Below are 22,847 nucleotides of genomic sequence, written 5' to 3'. Positions count from 1 at the left end.
TCAGACATGCGCCACCTCCATGCCATGTGCGCCGCCCATCATCAAACCGATCTCTTCGACGCTCAGGCCTTGGGTGGGCCGTATCTCCGAGAGCCGCCCCTCGCTGAGCGCACCGAAGCGGTCGGAAATCTCGATCAACTCATCCAGATCCTGACTGATGCAGATGACCGCCGCGCCCCCAGCGGCGAGATCGAGCAAGGCTTGCCGGATCGCGGCGGCGGCGGCGGCATCGACGCCCCAGGTGGGCTGATTGACCACCAGAACCTCGGGTCGTTGCAGGACTTCGCGGCCAATGACGAACTTTTGCAAATTGCCGCCCGAGAGCGCCCGCGCGGCGGTGCCGGGGCCCGGTGTGCGCACGTCAAAGCCGGTGATGATCCGGCGGGCAAAGGCCTCGGCTGCGTCCCATTTGAGAAAGCCGCGGTTGACCAGGTTTTCCCGCGCCGCGCCGGTCAGGATCGCATTTTCCGTCAGGCTCATGTCCGGGGCTGCGGCATGTCCCAGCCGTTCCTCGGGCGCGGTGAGCAGACCCATGGCGCGGCGCTGGCTGGGGCCGTGCTGGCCGATGGTCGCACCCTTCAGGCGCAGGGTCTCTGCCGCCACCGGCATTTCCCCCGAGAGCACGGCCAAAAGTTCATCCTGTCCGTTTCCCGCCACCCCGCCGATGCCCAATACCTCTCCGGCCTGCACGGCAAAGGAAATCGCGTGCAGCGCGGTGCCGAACTGTCCCTGTGCCGCGACCGACAGGCCAGATACCTCCAGCAGCACTTCTCCCTTGCCACCCCGGGCCCGCTCCGGCGCGGCAAAGCTGGAGCCCACCATCAATTCGGCCATCGCGCGGGCCGAGGTCTCGCGGGGGGTGCAGGTGCCCACGTTGCGGCCCTGCCGCAAAATGGTGGCATGATCGCAGAGCGCCCGTATTTCCTCTAGCTTGTGCGAGATGTAGAGGATCGCCACGCCTTCGCCGGTCAGTTTGCGCAGGGTCTGAAACAGGATTTCCACCTCTTGCGGCGTGAGCACCGATGTCGGCTCGTCCATGATCAAGAGGCGCGGTTCCTGCAAGAGACAGCGGATGATCTCGACCCGCTGGCGTTCCCCCGCCGAGAGGTCGCCAACCGTGCGATCGGGATCAAGCGGCAGGCCATAGGTCTCCGAGACATCGCGAATGCGGGCTGCGAGATCGCGCAGCGCTGGCGGTTTCTCCATCCCGAGGGCCACGTTTTCTGCCACGCTCATCGCATCGAAGAGCGAGAAATGCTGAAACACCATCGCGACCCCGGCCAGGCGCGCGGCGTGGGGATCGTGTGGGGCATAGGGCGCACCGCGCAGCGTCATGGTGCCGCTGTCTGGCTTGACCAGACCATAGATCATCTTGACGAGGGTGGATTTCCCGGCGCCATTCTCGCCCAGAAGGGCATGCACCTCGCCCTCGCGGATGGCAAAGGATACGGCGTCATTGGCGACAACCCCGGGGTAGGCCTTGGTCAGACCCGAGACGGTCAGCAAATCGCCTGTCACGCGGTTCTCCTTCGGTCTGCGGCCCTGATGCCCGGTTCTTTCAGTAGCGCAGCCGCCACGCCAAGCGCAATGGCTTGCGGGTGTTTGCCCAGGTTCGGATCGCCAATGGGGCAGGAAATGCGTGAAATCTGCGCGTCGGAATGCCCGAGGGCCGCCAATCGCTGCCGAAACCGCGCCCATTTGGTCGCAGAGCCGATCAGCCCCGCCCGCGCGAAAGGCCGGTGCAAGAGCTGATGGCACAGCTCGAGATCGAGCGCATGATCGTGGGTCACGATGATATGCGCGGCACTGTCCTGGGCATCGCCGAGCGCGCGCAGGGGATGATCCGAAGCTGTTATCGACGCGGGCAGGTCTCGCAGCATCTCTGGTCGGGAATCCGCCAGCGTCACCGCCAGATCGGGCAAGGGGGCGAGCATGTCTGCCAAGGCGCGGCCGACATGGCCCGCGCCATGGATTACAACCGGATACCGGGGCGGCAGGCGCTCGATCAGCCAACCCTCCGACCACGAGATCGCGGCATCTGCCCCTTGCCACGCCATGCGGGGGGCGCGGTCCGCGCCGGGTTCGATCCGCCGCGCCCAGACGCCTAAGTGTGTGAGCGCCTCTGCTGCCTCTTCTACCCGGTGATCGTCGAACCGCTCGATCACCAGCACCACCGCCCCGCCACAGCATTGCCCAAGGGCAGGGCCGAGCGCCTGGCGCAGCACGCGGGTGCCCGCGCCTTCGGCCAGAAGCGCGCGCGCGGCACCTGCTGCCGCATGTTCCAGCCGACCACCGCCGATGCTGCCCGATTGCCCATCGGGCCAGACCAGCATCGCGGCCCCGGCCGCGCGCGGGGTAGAGCCGCGGGTCGAGGCGATGACAACCCGCGCAATCGCGTCCTCGCGTGCGACGGCTCTGCGCAGATCGTCAAGGTCACGCATCGGCATGCGCCCTCTGGCGCGCGATGGCGCTCAGCACGCGTTCCGGCGTCGCAGGGGCATCGAGCGACGGATAGCCCGGACCAAACGCCGCCACCGCAGCGCTGAGTGCCATCAGGGCCGAAATCCCCAGCATGAAGGGCGGCTCGCCCACGGCCTTGGAACGGTAGATCGTCGGGCGCGGGTTCTCTCCCTCCCACAGCGCCACGTTGAACACCGCGGGCCGGTCCGAACAGGCGGGGATCTTGTAGGTCGAGGGGGCGTGGGTGCGGAGCCGTCCGGCGGCATCCCAGACCAGTTCCTCGACCGTGAGCCAGCCTGCCCCTTGCACATAGCCGCCCTCGATCTGCCCGATGTCGAGCGCGGGATTGAGAGAGGCCCCGCAATCATGCAGGATATCGGCGCGCAGGATGCGGTACTCGCCGCTCAGCCCGTCCACCACCACCTCGGTCACGGCGGCACCATAGGCGAAATAGTAAAAGGGGCGACCCTCCCCCTTGATCCGATCCCATGCCAGATCGGGCGTCTTGTAGAACCCGGTCGCGGACAGGCTGATGCGCTGCTCGTAGCAGAGTTTGGCGGCTGCGGCAAAACTCAGGCGCCGAGTGCCGATCTGCACATGGCCCGCGCTGAACTGCACCGCGTCTGGCGCACCGCCATAACGCTCTGCCAGACAGGCGGCCATCCGGTCGCGGATCGTGTCACAGGCCGCCTTGACCGCCATGCCATTGAGATCGCTGCCGGAACTTGCCGCCGTGGCCGAGGTGTTGGGCACCTTGGTGGTATCGGTCGCGGTGATCTTGATCGCCTCCAGCGGCAGGCCAAAGCGCGCGGCGGCCACCTGCGCCACCTTTTGAAACAGGCCTTGCCCCATCTCGGTGCCGCCATGATTGAGATGCACCGAGCCATCCTGATAGACATGGACCAAGGCCCCGGCCTGGTTGAGGTGGCTGAGCGTGAAGGAGATGCCGAACTTGACCGGCGTCAGCGCGAGCCCCTTCTTGAGCACGGGGTTTTGAGCGTTCCACGCCGCCACCGCAGCCCGCCGCGCGGCATAGTCCGAGGTGTCCAACAGCCGCTCGGTCATCTCGTGCAGGATGAAATCCGCGACCTCCTGCCCATAGGGGGTGACCTGCGGGTTCATCTGGCCCGAAATACCTTCGGGGGGGCGCGCAGCGCGGGGGGCAGACAGCCCCCCTCCGGCACTTGCCGCATAGTAGTTGCGGCGACGCACGGCGAGCGGGTCCAGCCCGAGGGTGTGGGCCACGTGATCCATCACCCGCTCGATGCCCAGCATGCCCTGCGGCCCGCCAAAGCCGCGAAAGGCGGTGGCCGAGGCGGTGTTGGTGCGCAACCGATGGCTCTCGATCCGCACGGCGGGCAGGTGATAGGCGTTGTCGGCATGCAGCATGGCGCGGTCGGCCACGGGCAGCGACAGGTCTTGCGACCAGCCGCAGCGCGCGTAATGCACGAACTCCACCCCGGTCAGTCGACCGGTGTCGTCAAACCCGGCCCGATAGGTGATGCGGAAATCATGGCGCTTGCCGGTGATCACCATGTCATCGTCGCGGTCATAGCGCAGCTTGCAGGGTTGGCCCGTGTGCCGCGCCGCGACGGCGCAGGCGATGGCGGGGGCGTTGGCCTGACTTTCCTTGCCGCCAAAGCCGCCGCCCATGCGCCGGGTTTCTACCCGCACCGCATGCATGGGGCGACCGAGCGCCTCGGCCACCTTGTGCTGCACCTCGCTGGGGTGCTGGGTCGAGGCGTGGATCACCATGTCGCCCCCCTCTTGGGGCAGGGCGAGCGCGGCCTGACCTTCGAGATAGAAATGCTCTTGCCCGCCCATCTCGATCATGCCGTCAATCGTGTGGGCTGCCTCGGCGATGGCGCGGGCCGCGTCGCCCCTTTGCCAGATGCGCGGCCCCTCCTCGAAGCGGCTATTGGCGGCAAGGGCCGCGTCGATGCTCAGGAGGGGGGGCGTTTCTTCGTAACGGACCTGCCCTTGGCGTGCGGCGCGGCGCGCGGCAAGGTGACTGGTGGCGATCACCAGAAAGAGCGGCTGGCCATGGTAATGCACATCGCCCGTGCACAAGAGCGGCTCGTCATGCGCCGAGGGCGAGCAATCGGCCCCCTGTGGCAGATCGGCAGCGGTCAGCACGGCAACGACCCCCGCGCTCTGGCGCACCGGAGCAAGGTCCATTTCGGTCACGCGCCCCGCCGCAATGGTGCTGAGGCCAAAGGCCAGATGCAGCGTGCCGCTTGGGCAGGGAATATCGTCGACATAGCGCGCTGTCCCCGTCACATGCAGACGCGCGGCATCATGGGGCAGAGGGCGGGCGACGGTCATGGTGCCACCTCGAGAACCGAAGTGGCGATGCCCTGATCCTCGAGAAAGTAGCGCATCAAGAGGTTGCGGGCCACGTCGAGGCGATAGTCGGCAGAGGCGCGCATATCCGAGAGCGGCGCGAAATCCTGCGCCCAAGCCGCGTGGCTGTCGGCAATCGTGGCCTCGGACCAAGGCTGGCCGACCAGCGCCGCTTCGACCGCCTGCGCGCGTTTCGGGATGCCCGCCATCCCGCCAAAAGCGATCCGCGCGGCGCTGATCCGCCCTGCCTCGACCGCGATGTTGAAACAGCCCAGAAGGGCCGAGATATCCTGGTCAAAGCGTTTCGAGATCTTGTAGCAGCGCAGGCGGTCAGGTTGGCGGGGCAGGGTGATGGCCTCGACCATCTCACCCGGCGCGCGGTCCTGCTGGCCGTAGTCGAGAAAGAACGCCTCGAGCGGCATCTCGCGGCGGGTCTCGCCATGGCGCAAGTGCAGAGTGGCCCCGAGGGCTATGAGCGCGGGGGCGTTGTCGCCGATGGGCGAGCCATTGGCGATATTGCCCCCAAGCGAGGCCGCCGCGCGCACCTGTTCCGAGCCATAGCGCCGCAGCATCGCGGCATAGGAGGGGTGAAAGGGGGCAATCGCCTGCATCAGCGCCGCGATGGTAACCCCGGCGCCAAGGCGGATCTCCGTATCCGAGATGTCGATCTTGCGCAGATCGGCGCAGCCCCCGAGAAAGATCGGAAGGTCGAGATCGCGCAATTGCTTGGTGATCCAGAGGCCCACGTCGGTCGCCCCCGCGATCAGCGTGGCCTCGGGGTGGGCGGCATAAAGGCGCGCAGCCTCATCGGCGCATCGGGGGTGAAGCGAGGAAGGGGGGCTGTCTGCCCCCCGCCCTGCGGGCCCCCCCGAAGGTATTTCCGGCCAGATGAAGGCGCGGTCCTCGGTCATCCATGCGGGAATGGGGGCGGTTTCGGCGGCGCGGGCGGCGCGCAGGATCGGGGCATAGCCCGTGCAGCGGCAAAGGTTTCCCGCCAGAACCCGATCGTGATCCCGCTCGCCATTGAGATGCGCACAGGCCATCGAGGTGATGAACCCCGGCGTGCAGAAGCCGCATTGCGAGCCGTGATGCGTGATCATCGCCTCCTGGACCGGGTGCAACTGGCCCTCGGGGCCGCTGACCCCTTCGACCGTGCGCACCGCGCGCCCGGCGAGTTGCGGCAGGAGCAGGATGCAGGCGTTGAGCGGGCGTGCGCCGGTCTCGTCACTGACGATCACCGTGCAGGCGCCGCAATCGCCTTCGTTGCAGCCTTCCTTGGTGCCGGTGAGGCCGCGCGTCTCGCGCAGCCAGTCGAGCAGGGTTGTCGTCGGGGTCACATCCCGAAGCGCCACGCTCTCTCCATTCAGAAGAAACGTGAGGGTCATGAGCCGATGCCCGCCGCGTTACCTGTGTCCGCCCCGGATTGCCTGACCTTCGATGCGGCGTAGAAGGCGGCGGGCTTTGCCTGTCATGAGATGATGAAAGCCGGGGGCGGGCGTTTTGGCAAGTCTTTTGTTCCCCCGCAGCCGGGGCTAGGGTGGCATGCATGAGCACTGATCCCCGATTCATCCACCTGCGGGTGCATACCGAATATTCCCTGCTGGAGGGGGCGATGCGGCTCAAGAAGCTGCCCGGTCTCTGCGTGGCCGCCGGCATGCCCGCCGTGGCCGTGACCGATACCAACAACATGTTCTCCGCCCTCGAATTTTCCGTAAGCGCACAGGGGGCGGGTGTGCAGCCCATCATGGGCTGTCAGGTGGATCTGGCCTATCTCAGCCCCGCCCCCGGTGAGCGCGCCAAACCGCCTGCGCCCATCGTTCTTCTGGCGCAGAGCGAGCGGGGGTATGAGAACCTTATGAAGCTCAACTCGTGCCTCTACTTGCGGGGTGACGGCAGCCTGCCGCATGTGACGCTGGACGAGCTGGAGCGGCATGCCGGGGAGGTGATCTGCCTGACGGGTGGGCCGGATGGGCCGGTGGGGCGTCTTTTGCAAGCCGGGCAACGCCCGGCGGCAGAGGCGCTGATGCAGCGCCTGTCGGGGGCGTTTGGCGACCGGCTCTATGTCGAGTTGCAGCGTCATCCCGGCGAGGGCGGCGCGCCCGAGGTCGAACGCCTGACCGAGCGTGGGCTGATCGAGATGGCCTATGCCATGGGCCTGCCCTTGGTGGCAACCAACGATGTCTATTTCCCCAAGCCGGACATGTATGAAGCGCATGATGCCATGCTCTGCGTGGCCGAGGGCGCCTATGTCGATCAGAGCGCGCCGCGCCGCCGCCTGACCCCGCAGCATTATTTCAAAAGCCAGGACGAGATGGCGGCGCTCTTTGCCGATCTTCCGGAGGCGCTTGAAAACACGGTCGAGATTGCGCGCCGCTGCGCCTTTGGGGCCTACAAGCGCAACCCGATCCTGCCGAAATTCGCCGATGACGAGGTCGATGAACTGCGCCGTCAGGCGCGGGCCGGGCTGAGCGCGCGTCTGGCCGTCATCCCCCATGCCGCCCCGGTCGAAGAGTATGAAAAGCGGCTGGAATTCGAACTGGGCATCATCGAGGGGATGGGCTTTCCGGGCTATTTCCTGATCGTGGCCGATTTCATCAAATGGGCCAAGGATCACGCGATCCCGGTGGGACCGGGGCGGGGGTCTGGTGCGGGCAGCCTGGTGGCCTATGCGCTGACCATCACCGACCTTGATCCGCTGCGCTACAGCCTGCTTTTCGAGCGGTTCCTCAACCCGGAGCGGGTCAGCATGCCCGACTTTGACATCGACTTCTGCATGGATCGCCGCGAGGAGGTGATCCAGTATGTGCAAGAGAAATACGGCCGCGACCGGGTAGGGCAGATCATCACCTTCGGCGCGCTCTTGTCCAAGGCCGCCGTGCGCGACATCGGGCGCGTGCTGCAAATGCCCTATGGGCAGGTGGACCGGCTGTCCAAGATGATCCCGGTCGAGGGCGTCAAGCCGGTGAGCATCGAAAAGGCGCTGGCGGACGAGCCGCGCCTGCGCGAAGAGGCCAAGAATGAAGAGGTCGTGGACCGGCTCTTGACCTATGCGCAGCAGGTCGAAGGGCTGTTGCGCAATGCCTCGACCCATGCCGCCGGTGTGGTGATTGGCGACCGGCCCTTGGATGAGCTGGTGCCGGTCTACCAGGACCCGCGTTCGGACATGCCGGCCACGCAGTTCAACATGAAATGGGTGGAACAGGCGGGACTGGTCAAGTTCGACTTTCTCGGTCTCAAGACCCTGACCGTGATCCAGAACGCGGTGGACATGATCCGCAAGGCGGGCCGTCCGCTGAATGTGGCGGCGGATGGCACCGTGCTCTATGATCCCCCTGCGGGGTTCGAGTATGACATCGGGGCAATCCCGCTCGATGACGAGAAATCCTACCGGCTCTATGCCAGCGCCAAGACAGTCGCGGTGTTCCAGGTGGAATCCAGCGGCATGATGGATGCGCTCAAGCGGATGAAGCCGACCTGCATCGAGGACATCGTGGCGCTTGTGGCGCTCTATCGTCCCGGTCCGATGGAGAATATCCCGACCTACTGCGAGGTGAAGAACGGCCTGCGTGAACTCGAGTCGATCCACCCGTCGATTGACCATATCCTCGAGGAGACCCAGGGCATCATCGTCTATCAGGAACAGGTGATGCAGATCGCGCAGGTCATGGCGGGCTATAGCCTTGGCGGTGCCGACCTCTTGCGCCGCGCCATGGGCAAGAAGATCGCCGAAGAGATGGCCAAGGAACGCCCCAAGTTCGAAAAGGGCGCGATGGAGAATGGCGTCGACAAGAAAAAGGCCAGCGAGGTCTTTGACCTGCTCGAAAAATTCGCCAATTACGGCTTCAACAAATCCCACGCGGCGGCCTATGCGGTGGTCAGCTATCAGACCGCCTGGCTCAAGGCCAATCACCCGGTCGAGTTCATGGCCGGGGTTATGAACTGCGATATTCACCTGACCGACAAGCTGGCGGTGTATTTCCAAGAGGTGAAAAAGGGGCTGGGCCTGCCCTGGGCCGCGCCTTGTGTCAACCGCTCCGAGGCCACGTTCGACGTGCGGGATGGCGTGCTGCACTACGCGCTGGGCGCGCTCAAGAACGTGGGCGTCGAGGCGATGAAGCTGATCACCGCGGGGCGTGGCGACCGGCCCTTTGCCACGCTCTACGACGTGGCGCAGCGGGTCGATCTGAAACGGGTGGGCAAGCGCCCGCTCGAAATGCTGGCCCGCGCCGGGGCGTTTGACGCGCTCGACCGCAATCGCCGCCGCGTGTTCGAGAGCATCGAGGCGCTGATGAGCTATTCGGCGGCGATCCATGATCAGAAGAATTCGAGCCAGGTCTCGCTCTTTGGCGAAGCGGGTGATGACCTGCCTGAACCGCGCCTGGCGCCCGTGAACGATTGGCTGCCCGCCGAGCGGTTGACCGAAGAGTTCAAGGCCGTGGGGTTCTATCTCTCGGGTCATCCGCTTGACGATTACATGACCGTATTGCGGCGGCAGGACGTGAAAACGCTGGACGAGGTGACGGCGCAGGCCGAACGCGGTCCGGCGCTGGTCAAGATGGCCGGGGTCGTGGCCGGGCGGCAAGAGAGGAAATCGGCGCGCGGCAACCGTTTTGCCTTTGCGCAGTTCAGCGATACGACCGGCGGGTACGAGGTGACGATTTTCTCGGACACGCTCGAGAAATGCCGCGAGTTTCTGGAAACCGGCGCGCAGGTGGTGATCACCGCCGAGGCCACGATGGAGGCGGATCAGTTGAAGCTGCTCTGCCGCGCGGTACAGCCGATTGACGGGATGGTGGCGGGCGCGGGCGCGGTGGGCTTGCGGATTTTCGTGGATCAGCCGGGGGCGATTGGGTCTGTGGCCGCCGTATTGCAAAGCGCCAGCCAAGCTGCCCGTGGTGCGCGCCCCGGGCCGATCCATTTCTGCCTCATGGGCGCAGACCTGCCCGGCGAGGTCGAGATCGACAGCGGCGCGGAATACCCCGTCACGCCGCAGATCAAGGGCGCCATCAAGAGCCTGACCGGTGTGGTGATGGTCGAGGAAATCTGACCCTTGATGGGGGGCGTTCCGGGCCTGACCCGGGGCCTCTTGCCTCACGAGAGCCCGGATTGAATCCGGGGTGACACGGGCCTTGATCGGCCCGTGTCAGTAATGCGGCGGGCGCTCGTCGGCCAGGATCACGCCGCCATCAGTCTCGGCTTGTCGGGCTGCCTCGCGCGCGAGCAGCATCTCGACCCGCAGGCGCAGGCGGTCGATTTCGCGGTCCTGGCGCGCGATCACATCCGACAGGTCGTCAACCGTGCGGATCAGGTGGGCCAGTTTTTCTTCGATCTCGGTCATGGCATGGCATTACGCGCGACAGCGCCTTTGGTCAATCGTGCTGCCGCCTTGCCCCGGCGCGGCCCTTGGGCTAGACCGCGCCACGACAGATGCCGCAAGGACGCATTCCATGGCCAAGCCCAAGAAAGAGCCCCGCCCCAAGGCCGAAACGCCCAAAGGGTTCCGCGATTATTTCGGCGCCGAGGTGACGACGCGCGCCGCGATGCTGAACGCGATTGCCGGGGTCTATCATCGCTATGGCTTTGACGCGCTGGAATCGAGCGCGGTCGAAACGGTCGAGGCGCTGGGCAAGTTCCTGCCCGACGTGGACCGGCCTAACGAGGGTGTCTTTGCCTGGCAGGACGAGGACGAGAAATGGTTGGCGCTGCGCTATGATCTGACGGCGCCCTTGGCCCGCGTCTATGCGCAGCACCGCAACGATTTACCGACGCCATACCGACGCTATGCCATGGGTCCGGTCTGGCGCAATGAAAAGCCGGGACCGGGGCGGTTTCGCCAGTTCTATCAATGCGACGCGGATACGGTGGGCGCGGCCAGCATGGCCGCCGATGCCGAGATCTGCGCCATGCTGGCCGATGCCCTGGAAGAGGTCGGCATCCCTCGCGGCGACTACGTGGTGCGGGTGAACAATCGCAAGGTATTGAACGGGGTTCTTGAGGCGACGGGCGTCTCGGACCCAGAGCAGCAGGCCGCTGTCCTGCGCACCATCGACAAGTTCGACAAGGTGGGCGAGGCAGGGGTGCGCGAGTTGCTGGGCAAGGGGCGGCTCGATGCCTCTGGCGCTTATATCGACGGTGTGGGGTTAAGTGGCGAGCAAGCGGCCCCTGTGCTGGCCTTTCTCACGTCAAAGGGCAGCGATACTGCTGAAACCCTGGCCAATCTGCGCGCGGCAGTCGGAGGCTCGGAGATGGGCATGCAGGGCGTCGGCGAGCTCGAGGAAATCGCCAGCCTGCTCGCCGCCCAAGGCTATGGCTCCGACCGCATCGTCATCGACCCTTCGGTCGTGCGCGGTCTTGGCTATTACACCGGCCCGGTGTTCGAGGCCGAACTGACCTTTGAAATCCTTGATGAAAAAGGCCGCCCGCGCCAGTTTGGCAGCGTGGCGGGCGGCGGGCGCTATGACGATCTCGTCGCGCGCTTCACCGGGCAGCAGGTGCCGGCGGTGGGGGTCTCCATCGGTGTCGACCGCCTGCTTGCCGCGCTCCATGCCAAGGGTAAGGTCAGTGGCGCAGAGCGGGGGCCGGTGGTTGTGACCGTGATGGACCGCGACCGGATGGCCGATTATCAGGCGATGGTGGGCGAGTTGCGTCAGGCGGGCATTCGCGCCGAAGTCTACCTCGGCAATCCCAAGAATTTCGGCAACCAGATGAAATATGCCGACCGGCGCGGCTCTCCGGTGGCGATCATCGCAGGGGGCGATGAATTCGCCAAAGGCGTGGTGCAGATCAAGGACCTGATCCTTGGGGCGCAGATTGCCGAGAATGCCACGCTGGAGGAATGGAAGGAACGCCCCAGCCAATACGAGGTGCCGCGCGCCGGGTTGGTGGAAAAGGTCCGCGAAATTCTCTCGGAGCAAAGCTGATGCCGGAACGTGCTGCGATCCGCGCCGAGGCCGCACGCCTGCGCGCGCTCTTTGAGGGGGCGGGCGCGCTGCCGGTGGAAACCTCTGTCTTGCAACCCGCCGAGGTGCTCTTGGACCTTTACGGCGAGGATATTCGCGCGCGGGCCTATGTGACCTCGGACGCGCTGCGCGGAGAACAGATGCTGCGCCCCGATTTCACCGTGCCGGTGGTGCAGATGCATATGGAGCATGGCGCGGAACCCGCGCGCTACACCTATTCCGGCGAGGTGTTTCGCCGTCAGGAAGAGGATGCGGCCCGCGCCAATGAATACACGCAGGTAGGGTTCGAGATCTTCGAGCGCGCAGCGCCCGAGGCAGCGGATGCCGAGGTGTTCTCGATGTTTTTCGATATCCTGCGACCGCTTGGTCTGCGCGCGGCGACGGGCGACATCGGCATCCTGATGGCAGCGGTCGAGGGGCTGCGCACGACCGAGCGCCGCAAGGCGGCGCTCCGGCGGCATATCTGGCGGCCCCGGCGGTTCCGGGCGCTGATGGAGCGCTATTCGGGGCGGGCGGTGGTGCCCGAGGCGCGGGCGACCCTTCTGGCGGCGACGGACCCGATGGCGGGGGTCGAACCGATGATCGGGTTGCGCGGCCCGGACGAGATTGCAGGCCGCATCACGGCGCTGCGCGAGGATGCGGCGGCCGGGCCGATTTCCGCCTCTGAGGTGCAGTTGCTGGATGCCATCCTCGCGGTGCGCGAAACCAGCGACAACGCGCTGGAACGGCTGCGCGATATCGCGGTGGACATGCCCGCCATTCATGGCGCGGTGGACCGTCTGGCGCGGCGGCTGGCGGCGATGACGGCGCGTGGGCTCGACATCACCAGACTGGATTTCGAGGCCAGCTACGGGCGCACGCAGATGGAATATTACGATGGCTTTGTCTTTGGTTTTTACGCCGAAAACCGCCCTGATCTGCCCCCCATTGCCACGGGCGGGCGCTATGACGCGCTGACCCGGCATTTGGGGCGCGGTCGGGAAATCCCTGCCGTGGGCGGAGTGATCCGGCCCGGTCTGGTGCTGGGCCTTGGGGGTGCGACATGACCCTGAAACTTGGGGTGCCGTCCAAAGGGCGGCTGATGGAGAAAACCTTTGACTGGTTCGCCAAGCACGGCATCACGCTGGGGCGCTCGGGGTCCGAGCGCGAGTATGCAGGGTTCGTGCAAGGCATCGAGAATGTCGAACTGGTCCTGCTCTCTGCCGGGGAAATTCCGCGCGAACTGGCTGCCGGGCGCATCCATCTTGGGGTGACGGGCACGGATCTGATCCGTGAAAAACTGGCGCAATGGCAAAATCAGGTGGCGGAACTGGCGGAGCTGGGCTTTGGGCAGGCCGATCTGGTGCTGGCGGTGCCGCGCTGTTGGGTGGATGTGAGCCATCTCGACGATCTTGACGCTGCCGCCGCCGCTTTTCGGCTCAAGCATGGGTTTCGCTTGCGCATCGCCACGAAATATCACCGCCTGGTGCGGGATTTCCTGCGCGAGAATGGCGTGGCGGATTATCAGCTGGTTGATAGTCAGGGCGCGACCGAAGGCACCGTCAAGAACGAGACCGCCGAGGCCATTGCCGACATCACCTCGACCGGCGATACGCTGCGGGCCAATCACCTCAAGGTGCTGGAGGACGGGCTGATCCTCAAATCACAGGCGACGCTGTTCAAATCGCGTGTGGCCCCGATGGAGCCTGTCGATCGGGACACGCTTCGCGCGCTCAAGAAGAGGCTGGATCTGGAATGAAAACGGGGCGGTCCATCACGACCGCCCCGTTTCGTTCTGAGGATCAGAAGCGGAACGCCGCCCGCGCCTGAACCGTGGTGGCATCCACATCAACACCGGCCGTGCCGAAATTGTCGAACTTGTGATAGAGCACCTCACCGCCCAGAGACACGTTCTGGGTGATCATGTGTTCATAGCCCGCGCCAAAGAAATAGCCGTTGTCATCGCCAAGGTTGTCGGTGTCGGCCCAGGCATAGCCGCCGGTGCCGTAGAGCAGGCCATTGCCGATCTTGTAGCCGAGGCGCGATTTGATCCGGAACACCTCTTCCAGCGACGCGGCCGCGCCAAGGTCGATGTCTGCGAGATCGTAATCGAGGCCCAAACCAACGACCCAGTTGTTGCCGTAGTCATAATCGTACCCGGCGATCAGACCGCCGATCAGGCCATCCCCGTCAACCCCTGCGGCCTGCGTGTCGACATCGCCATACCCAAGCTGGCCACCCGCGTAAAAGCCGGTCCAGTTCGGGCCAACCGGGGCCGGGGGCGCGACCGGGGCTGCGATTACAGGCTCAGGTGTCGGCTCTTGCACGTTGCCGGCAAAGGCCGGGGCAGCCATCAGTGCAGTTGCGGTCATCAGCGCTGTGGTTGTTTTCAACATCGTATCTTCCTTTCACTCTGGTCTTGCCACTCGGCTATGGGAGGAGAACTCCGAGGGCACACGGTTGGTTCCGTCCTGAGGCATATCGGGTCACACTCCCATGGCGACAAGGGCAGCGCACGCGCGCGGGCTTCACACTCGCTTGAGTGGCGACGATATGCTGACCGGAGCCGCCCTTCGGCGGATTTTCGCGAAAACCTGTGTGGCTCGCGCAACCCTTTGGGGAAATTTTCGGCGCGTCCCTTGTTGCCAGGCGGGCGGGCACGCTGGAGGACGCACCCGCCCTATTGACCGCACCTGTCCTCAAAATCGAAAGGTGGCGCGGACCTGAACCGTCGTGGCCTCGATGTCTCTACCGGTCGAATTGAAGTTGTCGAACTCGTGGTAGAGCACCTCTGCCCCGATCGAAAATTGCCGCGATACCATGTAGTCGTAACCGCCACCGATGAACCATCCATCGTCGCTGCCCGCATTGTCGGTATCGGCGTTGGCCCACCCCGCGGCAGCATAAAGAAGACCATTGCCGATCTTCGGTCCCCCGCGCAGCTTGACGCGAAATATTTCTTCAACCGAGATGCCGGGACCAGCGCTTATATCGGCGAAATCGTAGTCGAGGGCGCCGCCCAGAACCCATCGGCCAAAGTCATGGTCATAGCCAAGGGTGAACCCGCCGATGATATCCTCGTCATTGCCAGAGAGGTTGCTGTCGACGCTGCCAAATCCCAATTGGCCGCCAAGATAGAAGCCGGTCCAGTTGGCAGAGCCGCCGGGTGTCAACACGCCCTGAGTTGAGAGTGTGGCGAGGGTCGTATCAGCTGACCTGTCAAAGCTGAGCGCCGCAGGTGTCTGCAAGGGCAACAGTTGCATTTCCGCGACGGCGGGTGCGGTCATGGTGATCAGGCTGACGGCCACAGAAGGGAGCAGCACACGCATGGTTCCGATCCTTTCGGGTTAGTCCGAATGATGGGATCAGGATCGGCCCGTCTGCGCCGTCAAGCAATGAACGATATCGTCGCGCAGGATCAAGAAGGGGTGACGCGGGCGTGTGCCGTTCGGCGATACGCAAGGGCGCGACGGCTTATAGCACGCCAATCTCGGCCAGCGCCGCCGAGAGGGCGGGGGGCAGTTTATCATCCTTGGCGCGCGCCGTGCCAAGATCGGGGGGCGCATCCGATCCGGGTAGATAACGCCAGCCCTGAAAGGGGCGTTTCTGTGCTGTCGCGGTGCGAATGAGTCCGGGTGCCAGCACGATGGCGCAGCGGCGGATCCCGTCGCTGCCCGTCACCTCGTCCAGACGCAGGATGGGCTGGCGGCATTGCACAATCCCTTGAATCACCCAGTAGATCGAGCCGCCATCCAGCAATTCCGCCTCACGCTTGGGCCACATCCGGGTGACATGGCGCGGCAGCCCGTCCGGCCCTTGGGCGCGGGGGTCTTTGTGCCAGTCCTCCAGATCCTCGACCGAGGTGGTGCCGACGCTCAGTTTGATCAGGTGCAGGGTCACGTCAAAGAATCTCCTGTATGGGCAGATAGGGTAGTGGAAATACGGGCAGCTTCAAGCTATTGTGGTTCTCTGCCCGCCAATGGAGACCGACGTGACCCGTTTTGCTGCCCCTATTTCCGAACAGATCTGGAACATGAAATACCGGTTCAAGAACGGGGATGGAGGTGACGCCAGTGTCGAAGATACCTGGCGGCGCATTGCCCGGGCTTTGGCTGTGGTCGAAAATGAACCGCAGGTCTGGGAAGAGCGGTTCTATCAGGCCCTTGAGGATTTCAATTTCCTGCCCGCAGGCCGTATTACTGCGGGTGCTGGCACGGCGCGCAAGGTGACGCTGTTCAACTGTTTCGTGATGGGCACGGTCCCTGACGATATGGGGGGCATCTTCGACAATCTGCGCGAGGCGGCGCTGACCATGCAGCAGGGCGGCGGCATCGGCTATGATTTCAGCACGATCCGGCCCAAGGGGGCCGAGGTCAAGGGCGTGTCTGCGGATGCAAGCGGGCCGCTCAGCTTCATGGATGTGTGGGATGCGATGTGCCGCACCATCATGTCGGCGGGCAGCAGGCGCGGCGCGATGATGGCCACCATGCGCTGTGACCACCCCGACATCGAGTCGTTCATCGCCGCGAAATCCGATCCGGCGCGGCTACGGATGTTCAACCTGTCGGTGCTGATCACCGATGCCTTCATGGAGGCGGTCAAGGCCGATGGCCCATGGGAGCTTCAGTTTGGCGGCAAGGTCTTTCATACCGTGCAGGCGCGCGATCTGTGGAACCGGATCATGCAGGCCACCTATGATTACGCCGAACCGGGGGTGATCTTTATCGACCGGATCAACAAGGCCAACAATCTGGCCTATTGCGAAACGATCGCGGCGACCAACCCTTGCGGCGAACAGCCTTTGCCACCCTATGGTGCGTGCCTCTTGGGGTCGATCAACCTTGCGCGGCTGGTGGCAGAGCCCTTTGCCACGGATGCACGTCTTGATGAGGCGGCGCTGAGCGATCTGGTGCGCGTGGCCGTGCGGATGATGGACAATGTCGTCGATGTCAGCGGCTTTCCCTTGCCAGCCCAGGCCGCCGAGGCGCAGGCCAAGCGGCGGATCGGCCTGGGTGTGACGGGCCTTGCCGATGCGCTGCTGATGGTTGGTCTGCGCTATGGCTCGGACGCTGCCGTGAAGCAGACCGAGGCGTGGCTTCGTGCCATCGCGCGGGCGGCCTATCTGGCCTCGGTCGATCTGGCGCGGGAAAAGGGCGCCTTCCCGCTCTTTGATCGTGACGCCTATCTCGCCTCTGGAACGATGCAGGCGATGGACGAGGATGTGCGCGCCGCCGTAGCCGAACACGGTATTCGCAACGCACTCCTGACCAGCATCGCGCCCACCGGCACGATCAGCCTCTATGCCGGCAATGTCAGTTCCGGGATCGAGCCGGTCTTTGCCTATAGCTACACCCGCAAGGTGCTGCAAAAGGACGGCAGTCGCACCGAGGAAGAGGTGGTCGATTACGCCGTTCAGATGTGGCGCGACAAGATGGGCGATGCGCCTTTGCCCGAGCATTTCGTCAACGCCCAGACCCTGCCGCCCGAGGATCACGTCAAGATGCAGGCCGCGGCCCAGAAATGGGTGGACAGCAGCATTTCGAAAACCATCAACTGCCCCGAGGATATTTCCTTCGAGGCGTTCAAGGATGTCTATCTGCAAGCGTGGGATCTGGGCTGCAAGGGGTGTACCACCTATCGGCCCAACGATGTGACGGGATCGGTTCTCAGCGTGTCCGAGACCACCGACAAGGCCCCCGGCGAGACGCGCGGCGATGTTCCCGCCACCGGCGGCGAGGTGGTCTATATGTCCGAGCCGCTCGACCGGCCCAAGGAACTGGAAGGCGCCACGTACAAGCTGAAATGGCCCGACAGCAACCATGCGATCTACGTTACCGTCAATGATATCGTGCTGGGTGGCCATCGGCGACCCTTCGAGGTGTTCATCAACTCCAAGAACATGGAGCATTATGCCTGGACCGTGGCGCTGACCCGGATGATCTCGGCCGTGTTCCGGCGCGGTGGGGATGTATCCTTTGTGGTGGAAGAGCTGAAAGCGGTGTTCGACCCGCGCGGCGGGGCGTGGATGCAGGGCAAATATGTGCCCAGCATTCTGGCGGCCATTGGCGGCGTGCTGGAGCAGCATATGGTGCAGATCGGCTTTCTTGAAGGAGAGGGCATGGGCCTCAAGGAAGACCCGCAGACACAGGTCGCGGGTCTGGACAGCACCCGCAAAAGCCCCGCCTGTCCCGCCTGCGGCCAATACGGCATGCGCATGATCGAAGGCTGCATGACCTGTGCAAGCTGCGGTCACAGCAAATGCGCCTGACGGGGTGACGGGCACAGTATTTGTCGTTGCGGGCGTAGTTATGCCAAATCGGCGGATTTTGCTGCCACGCGTCGGCGAAAGTTTTGCCAGCTTCTGCCAGCTTCTGTCAGGTTCTGTGAAATAAAGACTTTTTCGAAGCAGATCTTGACCCCCAAACCTGCCTCTAAAGACTGAGTTTGTACTCCAACACCGGCACGGATTGCCCGGCACGGCCCTCCCTGATGAGGCCGCGCCAAGCAAGCCCGTGCCGAAGATGACGCGGACGGGGCCACCGCCAGCGAGCCTGACATCCGTCGAGACATCGACCAATCTGACGCCGCCATAGCCCTGAACCAGCGCGCCGTGTTCCTCATGCAGCACATACCCATGTGCCGCGTCGGACTGCATCCAGCTTTTACAACTCTTGACGCAAGAAACCTCAAAGACAGAACGCTCTGCGCGACCGAAGCCCAGCAAGGCCAAGACCGAGAACGACAAGAAATCTGGCAATCGAGGGGTTATTCGTAGCCCAAAAGCTGCCGCTCAAAGTCAGACAGTCCAGCCGGACTTCTCGACCACGTTATGCCTTCTCGAATTTTCCGGGCCGGAACTCCAGCGTAAATGCTGTTCCGCTCCATGTCTGAGGTCACGCAGGATCCCGCAGCCACGATAGATTCACGCCCAATCGACACATCGGGCATGATTATCGCGCGGCGCCCAATCCAGACGTGCTCGTCGATTTTCACGTGGCGACGGCCACCGTTGATCGGCTTGAGTGTGTTTAGGTCTATTATTCCGTGCTGATCGTTCGACTGAATGATGATTTCGTCCGACCATAAGCCGTTTCGCCCAACATGAATATCGGCATTGTCACACACAATCCGGGCCTGATTGATCGTCACGCCCTCTTCAATATGTATGAAACAGTCCCTGAATAGCCGAAAGGACACATTCATCGGGCCGGTGCCGTCAATACGGATTTCGCATCGGCCTGGCCCTAGCAGGAAATGTAAATTCCCACGAAAGGTCTCCTCTGCCACGACTATCCTGTAAGCGGCTGATTTCCCGGCCGTGGTAGCGGCAGTAAAGGCTATCTGCTTGAGTATTTTCTCAGGCCCAACGAAAATACAGTCTGCAAATTCGGCGCGCCTTTCGGATGCAACGTAATCCGCGATCGAAGCTTCTATAATGCTGCTCATCTATCAGGCGGCCCCTGAAAAAGAGCGGATTCCCCACAATCGCCGGAAACGCGATCAGATGAGATATGTGGAAGCGTCGTAAAACTTGTCATCGTCGATTCCGGTTTCGGTTGGCGCAGCACACCAGTGTTGATCAAGTTGCTCTCTGCCCACGCACATGCCCAGAATACGTTGGTGCTGCGCGGTCATGCCTTCTTCTCAGTTCTCGGGTTCCGCTTGATTGATACGAGACAAGGCTCAGGCCATTCCACTAGAGATACTCGAACCGGAGTTCAACTACAGACAGGCGAAATCTGGAGGCTGATAATCAGGCCTGAATTCATGGCGTTGGTTCGTCCAAGAGCGCAAGCCGTTGCAGGCGCGCCCCCTTCATTCGCCCCAGACCTTCACGGAGAGCACTTGGATCGCTCGCAAGCGTCAGCGGATCGTCGACGTGGTTCTGTCGGAACCAGAGGGCGTCTGTGGGCAGCAGGCGTCTTATTCCGACAGGTCAAGGAACCCTTTGCCACCGGCATCGCGGACCGCGTCCGCCGCCGAGCGGAACAGCTTGGAATGCTGTTCGAGCAGGCTGCTCAGATACGGGGTCGGCCCCTTGAACGGATCCTGACGCGGCTGAAAGCTCTTGCGCCCGCGCGCGGTATAGTCGTCCAGCCGCGCGCGCTGCTCTGCGGACATCGCTTCGCGGATCGGCGCAAGGCAGGCCTCAATCGCGAGCGGCGTCTTTTCATAGGGCACAACGTATGTGCGGGGCATCTGCGCGGCCACCGCCCACTTTCGCGCGAACCCGGTCAGATACTCGCGTTGTTCCGACAGGAACGTCGCAACAGCCTCTGCGTCGGGAATGACGGCCGCCTCATCCAGAAGCGCATAGGCCCGGGACAGAACCGCAGGTTCGTGGAGGTAAACGATCTTTTCGAAGCGGATGTCATTGGCGGCCAGAATATCCTTGTTCTTGGCCAGCAGATGCAAAAGCCAATGCGATGTCAGCACATAGAGGGGATCACGGACGAGGATGAGGCGTTGCAGGCCCGGCGTGACGGGATAAACCGGATCCTTGAGGTCGAAATCATGGGATTTCAGCATACGGAGCGCAGCCCCACCATCCACCGCATGGGGAAAGAACGCGCAGGGCATCCGTTTGCAACACCCCGGCTCCTGATACCATTCGCAAAAGCTGAACCGATCCTGAAACAGATGTGCGAATTGCCGCTTCATGAAATGCAGGCCAGAGCGCGGGATGGATTTCACATCCAGAATGATATGGCGATCAGCATGGGCCGCGGCAGCCTCGGTCGTCTTGCGATATACCTCCAGATTGAAGGTCTGCGCCCCGAGAGACTGTGAGGTGAGTGCCGATGTCGGGCTGTCCAGCGCCTCGAGCCATCGCAGGACGGCAGGCGACAGCGGACGCGCCCGCTCGGAGGCGCGCGTCAGCTCCAGTCGGATTGCATGGCGATAGGTGTCGCTGAGAATGCCGATCCGGTCCTTCTCTTGTTGCGTCGCGGCGACCATCTTTTGCGCGGCTTCGCGTTCGGCCTCGACCGCGCTCACCGCGTCTTGCAGGCGCGTAATCTCTTCCTCCTGAGATGCCGCTTTCTGCCTGACCGCGTCGCGGGCAGAGGCAACCTCGTCTCGTTCGGATGCAAGGCGCTCGATTTCGGTTTGGGCCCTCTTCAGCTCTTCGCGCAGCCTGTCGCGCTCGGTGGCGAGCGCCATCTGCACCGGGTTCAGCCGGAGATGGGCAAACGCGAGGTCCGGGTCGGACATGTCCCGGCTTTCGACCTTGAATCCGGCCTCTTCGAGCCGGATACGGATCTCCTGTCCGCTGCCCGCCCCCTCATAGAGGGGCAGGCGCGGCAAGGGGACGATCACATGCGTGAACCGCTGCAGCAGGCCGAGCTTTGCAAGCTGTCCGATCGCGCTCAGTTCCTCGCCCGCCAACCCCAGGATGAGAACGTTGTCGGCCTCGCGGTCGAGATCGACCTCCTGAACGACCGCCGCGACAGTTTGTGTTTCGACTTCGACTTGCCCTGTCTCGCACAGACCCGGGAACAGGGTCTTGAGCCCGGTCGGGGCACGAAACGAGGTGGCATGCGAGAGGTTGAAGCGTCGCAGCTTGGCAGGGCCAGCCGTCTCGGCAATTGCGACAGGCAGGATCGTGACGGACGAGTCCGACGCGTGCTGGCGCTGCAGCGCCCGCGCACGCCGGGGATCGGGCTCTGCCCGTATCACCCGCGTCGTGGCCGCAAGCGGCAAACTCCCGAGCAGCGCCTCGCCGCCGGGCCCGAGCATCAGAACGGTACCCAGACGACAGGCGGCCAGATCCGTGGCCACGATCTCGGGCCAGGATCTAGTCATGCGCCCCCCCTGCCAAACAGGGCCCAGAGGCGGCGAAGGGGGGCGGTGATGCGGATCGAGCGAGAATTCATTATTCGCTGGATTTCGCCTTCGAGCGCCTGAACCTGGCCCTTTCCTGTCTTCAATGCCTCGTTCAGCTCAGCGATCCGGCCGTCGCGCTTTTTGAACCCTAGATCACGCTCCTTGCTGACCCGGTTTATATCCTTCTGCACCGCGCCGAGGGCCGCATTCAGCCCGGCAAGATCGGTGCGCAGACTGGTGATCTCCGCCGCGCGCGCCTGCAGGCTCGCATCCTGCTCTGCCAGCCGGGCATTAAGACTGCCGCGTTCCGTCCGCAGCGCCTCGATTTCCTCGGCGCGCGCCTGCAGGCTTTCATCCTGCTCGGCCAGCCGGACGCTAAGACTGTAGCGCTCCGCCCGCAGCGCCTCTATCTCCGCCGCGCGGGCCTCGAGACTCGCCTCCTGTGATGCGGTTTCCGCCCTGAGGACCTTCAGGCTCTCCAAGCTCGCCTGGGTCTGGCTCTTCGCTGAATCCCGTTCGTGCTGGGCTTCCGCAAGGCGCAGGGCTTGGGCGCGGTAATCCTGAAGCGCCAACTCGGCAGAGAGGGGGGGCACCAGAGACGCGTCATTCGACAGAAGCTGCGCGCTGGCATCCAGTTCCTCTCGCAAGTCTACGACATCCGGGCGGGATTGGAGGTAGGCCTGTGCGATCAGCCATTGCAACGGAGAGCCTTGTGGCTCCTCTTCAAGCGTGGCGCTCAGGATCACGCTGCCCGATGAGAAACCAAGCCGAGCCAGACCGGTATCGGAATAACGGCAGAGGTGAAGCGCTTCGAAGAGCAGGCTGCGCCCCCGGTTCTGCCGGTGCAGGGCAAGCATCTTGCGCGCCTCGTCCGCCCATGTCCCGAGCGCCGCTTTAAGATCGCCCCCATCCCGAACCGCCCGCGAGAGAAAGCGCTCCGGCGAGGTGTATATCTGGCATGTTATCGCGGCGCCATCCGAACGCAGCATCGCCTCTGCCGTCTGCGGGTCCGGACAGATCTCCACCTTCACGCGCTCGTCCGGGCTGTCGGCGATCTGTTGCAACCTCTCCGCCATCAGGGCGGCCTCTGTGTCGGGCCGGACCCAGATGATCAGGCGGGATTCTTCGGACATGGCGGGTTCCATCTGTTTTTGCGCGCTGCGCCCGTCAGCCACGCGCGTAAATGTCTTCATAGCGGATGATGTCATCTTCACCCAGATAGGACCCTGTCTGCACCTCGATCAGCACCATGGGCACCTTGCCGGGGTTTTCCATCCGGTG

The 22,847-nt window shown here is 63.9% G+C and carries 17 protein-coding genes; 5 read left to right on the top strand and 12 right to left on the bottom strand.

The features are described 5' to 3' along the window. The 4 genes from MVC20_RS05885 to xdhA are packed head-to-tail and all read right to left on the bottom strand — an operon-like array spanning position 1 to position 6,188. Positions 1-1,518, bottom strand: a complete 1,518-nt coding sequence (locus MVC20_RS05885; protein WP_297539393.1) for an ABC transporter ATP-binding protein — start codon at positions 1,516-1,518, stop codon at positions 1-3. Continuing rightward, entirely contained in the window at positions 1,515-2,447 is a 933-nt protein-coding gene (xdhC, locus tag MVC20_RS05880) for a xanthine dehydrogenase accessory protein XdhC (RefSeq protein ID WP_297539391.1), read from the bottom strand. The genes MVC20_RS05885 and xdhC overlap by 4 nt, the downstream gene beginning before the upstream one ends. Next, positions 2,434-4,785, bottom strand: a complete 2,352-nt coding sequence (xdhB, locus tag MVC20_RS05875; protein ID WP_297539389.1) for a xanthine dehydrogenase molybdopterin binding subunit — start codon at positions 4,783-4,785, stop codon at positions 2,434-2,436. Before xdhB ends, xdhC begins: the two co-directional genes overlap by 14 nt. Further along, positions 4,782-6,188 carry a xanthine dehydrogenase small subunit gene (gene xdhA, locus MVC20_RS05870; protein WP_297539386.1) on the bottom strand — a complete coding sequence of 469 codons (1,407 nt, stop codon included), beginning with the start codon at positions 6,186-6,188 and terminating at the stop codon, positions 4,782-4,784. Before xdhA ends, xdhB begins: the two co-directional genes overlap by 4 nt. Positions 6,189-6,349: 161 nt before the next feature. Between xdhA and dnaE the strand changes: the two genes are divergently transcribed. Then, positions 6,350-9,850, top strand: coding sequence for a DNA polymerase III subunit alpha (dnaE, locus tag MVC20_RS05865; protein WP_297539384.1), 3,501 nt, complete (start codon positions 6,350-6,352; stop codon positions 9,848-9,850). A gap of 96 nt (positions 9,851-9,946) precedes the next feature. On the opposite strand, the gene MVC20_RS05860 is transcribed toward dnaE, so the two are convergent. Next, positions 9,947-10,141, bottom strand: coding sequence for a SlyX family protein (locus MVC20_RS05860; RefSeq protein ID WP_297539382.1), 195 nt, complete (start codon positions 10,139-10,141; stop codon positions 9,947-9,949). A 109-nt stretch (positions 10,142-10,250) separates the two neighbouring features. Between MVC20_RS05860 and hisS the strand changes: the two genes are divergently transcribed. Genes hisS through hisG form a run of 3 tightly spaced genes read left to right on the top strand, consistent with a single transcriptional unit; the run spans position 10,251 to position 13,500 of the window. After that, positions 10,251-11,723, top strand: a complete 1,473-nt coding sequence (hisS, locus tag MVC20_RS05855; protein ID WP_297539380.1) for a histidine--tRNA ligase — start codon at positions 10,251-10,253, stop codon at positions 11,721-11,723. Then, a complete protein-coding gene (locus MVC20_RS05850; RefSeq protein WP_297539378.1) occupies positions 11,723-12,808 on the top strand; it encodes an ATP phosphoribosyltransferase regulatory subunit in 1,086 nt (361 codons plus the stop codon). Before hisS ends, MVC20_RS05850 begins: the two co-directional genes overlap by 1 nt. Next, complete coding sequence (gene hisG / locus MVC20_RS05845) at positions 12,805-13,500, top strand: ATP phosphoribosyltransferase (protein WP_297539376.1); 696 nt, start codon at positions 12,805-12,807, stop codon at positions 13,498-13,500. The genes MVC20_RS05850 and hisG overlap by 4 nt, the downstream gene beginning before the upstream one ends. A 43-nt stretch (positions 13,501-13,543) precedes the next feature. Here hisG and MVC20_RS05840 read toward each other — a convergent pair whose 3' ends face one another. The 3 genes from MVC20_RS05840 to MVC20_RS05830 form a co-directional block, all read right to left on the bottom strand. Continuing rightward, positions 13,544-14,137, bottom strand: a complete 594-nt coding sequence (locus tag MVC20_RS05840; RefSeq protein ID WP_297539374.1) for an outer membrane beta-barrel protein — start codon at positions 14,135-14,137, stop codon at positions 13,544-13,546. A 303-nt stretch (positions 14,138-14,440) separates the two neighbouring features. Then, positions 14,441-15,070, bottom strand: coding sequence for an outer membrane beta-barrel protein (locus tag MVC20_RS05835; protein ID WP_297539372.1), 630 nt, complete (start codon positions 15,068-15,070; stop codon positions 14,441-14,443). 145 nt (positions 15,071-15,215) lie between these two features. Next, complete coding sequence (locus tag MVC20_RS05830) at positions 15,216-15,641, bottom strand: DUF1489 domain-containing protein (RefSeq protein WP_297539370.1); 426 nt, start codon at positions 15,639-15,641, stop codon at positions 15,216-15,218. 91 nt (positions 15,642-15,732) lie between these two features. On the opposite strand from MVC20_RS05830, the gene MVC20_RS05825 reads away from it, so the two are divergent. Further along, positions 15,733-18,009: an adenosylcobalamin-dependent ribonucleoside-diphosphate reductase gene (locus MVC20_RS05825; RefSeq protein ID WP_297539368.1), complete on the top strand. Its 2,277-nt coding sequence runs from the start codon at positions 15,733-15,735 to the stop codon at positions 18,007-18,009. A gap of 497 nt (positions 18,010-18,506) precedes the next feature. Here the strand turns inward: MVC20_RS05825 and MVC20_RS05820 are convergent, their stop codons facing one another. The 4 genes from MVC20_RS05820 to MVC20_RS05805 all read right to left on the bottom strand — a co-directional run. Then, the gene (locus tag MVC20_RS05820; RefSeq protein ID WP_297539366.1) at positions 18,507-19,187 is read right to left on the bottom strand and encodes an acyltransferase; all 681 of its coding nucleotides are present in this window, start codon (positions 19,185-19,187) and stop codon (positions 18,507-18,509) included. Positions 19,188-19,664: 477 nt separating this feature from the next. Then, complete coding sequence (locus tag MVC20_RS05815) at positions 19,665-21,545, bottom strand: hypothetical protein (RefSeq protein WP_297539364.1); 1,881 nt, start codon at positions 21,543-21,545, stop codon at positions 19,665-19,667. Then, positions 21,542-22,699 carry a hypothetical protein gene (locus MVC20_RS05810; protein ID WP_297539362.1) on the bottom strand — a complete coding sequence of 386 codons (1,158 nt, stop codon included), beginning with the start codon at positions 22,697-22,699 and terminating at the stop codon, positions 21,542-21,544. The genes MVC20_RS05815 and MVC20_RS05810 overlap by 4 nt, the downstream gene beginning before the upstream one ends. 34 nt (positions 22,700-22,733) lie before the next feature. Next, on the bottom strand, positions 22,734-22,847 hold a 114-nt coding region (locus tag MVC20_RS05805), incomplete at its 5' end, for a hypothetical protein (RefSeq protein ID WP_297539439.1).

Source organism: Roseovarius sp. (assembly GCF_027019125.1).
Classification (GTDB): Bacteria; Pseudomonadota; Alphaproteobacteria; order Rhodobacterales; family Rhodobacteraceae; genus Roseovarius.
This window is presented reverse-complemented; position numbering and strand designations above follow the sequence as displayed.